Annotated in this window: 1 protein-coding gene; it reads left to right on the top strand. The window is 46.3% G+C overall.

Annotation, left to right across the window (positions count from 1 at the left end; genetic code table 11):
• Window positions 1-597 precede the first annotated feature (597 nt).
• Entirely contained in the window at window positions 598-1,809 is a 1,212-nt protein-coding gene (ltrA, locus tag ACX0G9_RS31610; RefSeq protein WP_459068993.1) for a group II intron reverse transcriptase/maturase, read from the top strand.
• The last annotated feature ends 22 nt before the right edge of the window (window positions 1,810-1,831 follow it).

The following is a 1,831-nucleotide window of genomic DNA, read 5'->3' as shown; positions in this document are numbered from 1 at the left end:
GGGTATTAGGTGTCACGAACAAATGAAGAGTTCTTTGAATTTAACATTTGATGCTTTGTAAAAGATGGGAGTTGGCCTCCCGGAATCGACGTGCAGGCGTTGGTTTCAAACTACTTCTAAGCTGCTGCGGTTAAGTAGCCGTGGTTGGGAGCGTTAGGAGAAAAGGCATCATTAAAGGTGTCAGGTGAGTTGTAAGAAGACGAACGCAAGTAAACCTCCGATGAGGTGTCGAAAGGGTCAGATGATGTCAAAACCGGGTACAATACCGACCTGGGATAAGCAAGAGAAATACCTGATTATGCTCTTGCGGCATCCGGCATACAGGAGGCGTGATCTTACAGCAGGCTTTTGCAAGGAACGTGAGAAGCTGTCGCCACGATGCTAAAGGAAAATTTCAAGTCGGCGCACCGATAAGAAAGAAAGTACGGATGCGTGGCACGGTGGCAGAACAACTCGTAGTAGTGAAGAAGCCTTTGTAATGAAGGTGGAGCGAAGGGGTTGTATTATCCAGTTTTTATTCATCCAAGAAAACTGAAGGCAACTTCAGGAGGTACAAAGGTGAGCGAAACAAAACCATTTAGTATTGAAAGACGATCGATGATGGAAGCCTACGGGAGGGTAGAAGCTAACAAAGGTGCAGGAGGGGTAGATGGAATGAGTTTGGAAGAATTCGAAAAGGACTGGCAAAACCATCTATACCGACTATGGAACCGAATGAGTTCCGGGAGCTATATGCCACCGCCTGTTAAGTTGGTTGAAATACCGAAGAAGGGAGGTGGTACAAGGCCTCTAGGGATACCTACCGTGGCTGATCGAATTGCCCAGGCTGTGGTGGTTGGTTTATTAGAAAAGGCGGTAGAGCCTGTGTTTCACGAAGATTCTTATGGATATCGACCTGGGAAATCAGCGATCCAGGCACTGGAGAAAACAAGAGTCAGGTGCTGGAAGTATGACTGGGTAGTGGATATGGATATCCGTAGCTTTTTCGATAACCTATCGCATGATCTGCTAATGAAGGCCGTCAGAAAACACATGGACTGTAAGTGGGCGCTGCTGTATATCGAAAGATGGCTGGTAGCCCCCTTGCAGAAAGAAGATGGGACGATAGTGGCCAGGACGAAAGGGGTTCCGCAAGGATCTGTGATCGGACCGGTGCTTTCCAACCTCTATCTGCATTATGCAATGGACGAATGGCTAAGGAGGACCTATCCCCACTGTCCGTTTGAACGATTTGCAGATGATAGTGTGATACATTGCCGGGCAGAGGCAGAAGCGACAAAGGTGAAAGAAGCACTGGAAGCAAGGCTTAAAGAATGCGGATTGGAAATGCACGCAGAGAAGACAAAGATCGTATACTGTAAAGACAGCAACCGTAGAAAGAACTACCCCAATGTAGAGTTTGACTTCCTTGGGTACTCGTTTAAACCGAGAATGGCTCAGAACAGCATACGAAAGGTGTGGTTTACAAACTGTTTGCCGGCAGTCAGTAGCAAGTCGATGCGATCTATGCGGGAAAAGATGAAAAAGTGGAGGATGCTCAAAACAGCGGGATGTGAAATTGAAGACATAGCAAAAGAGATTAACCCCGTTGTAAGAGGATGGATCAACTATTATGGTAAATTTTACATTTCAAAATTGAGAAACTTTATGCAAGCAATTAATCTAAGAATTGTCAAATGGGCAAGAAGTAAATACTTAAAGGTCCGGACGAGCGAATTGAAAGGGCTCAGGTGGTTGAAGGCTATTAGCCAGAAACAACCCGAACTGTTCGCTCACTGGACCATTGGCGCATTGCCATCGGTTGGATAATAGGAGCCGGATGATGCGTGAG

This window comes from Flavitalea flava, from assembly GCF_054461575.1.
Note: the sequence above shows the minus strand (reverse complement) of the source record. Positions and strands in the feature narration are given on the sequence as shown.

Coding starts and splice junctions, on each gene's coding strand:
- ltrA (WP_459068993.1), top strand. CDS start 598: ATGATGGAAGCCTACGGGAGGGTAGAAGCTAACAAAGGTGCAGGAGGG.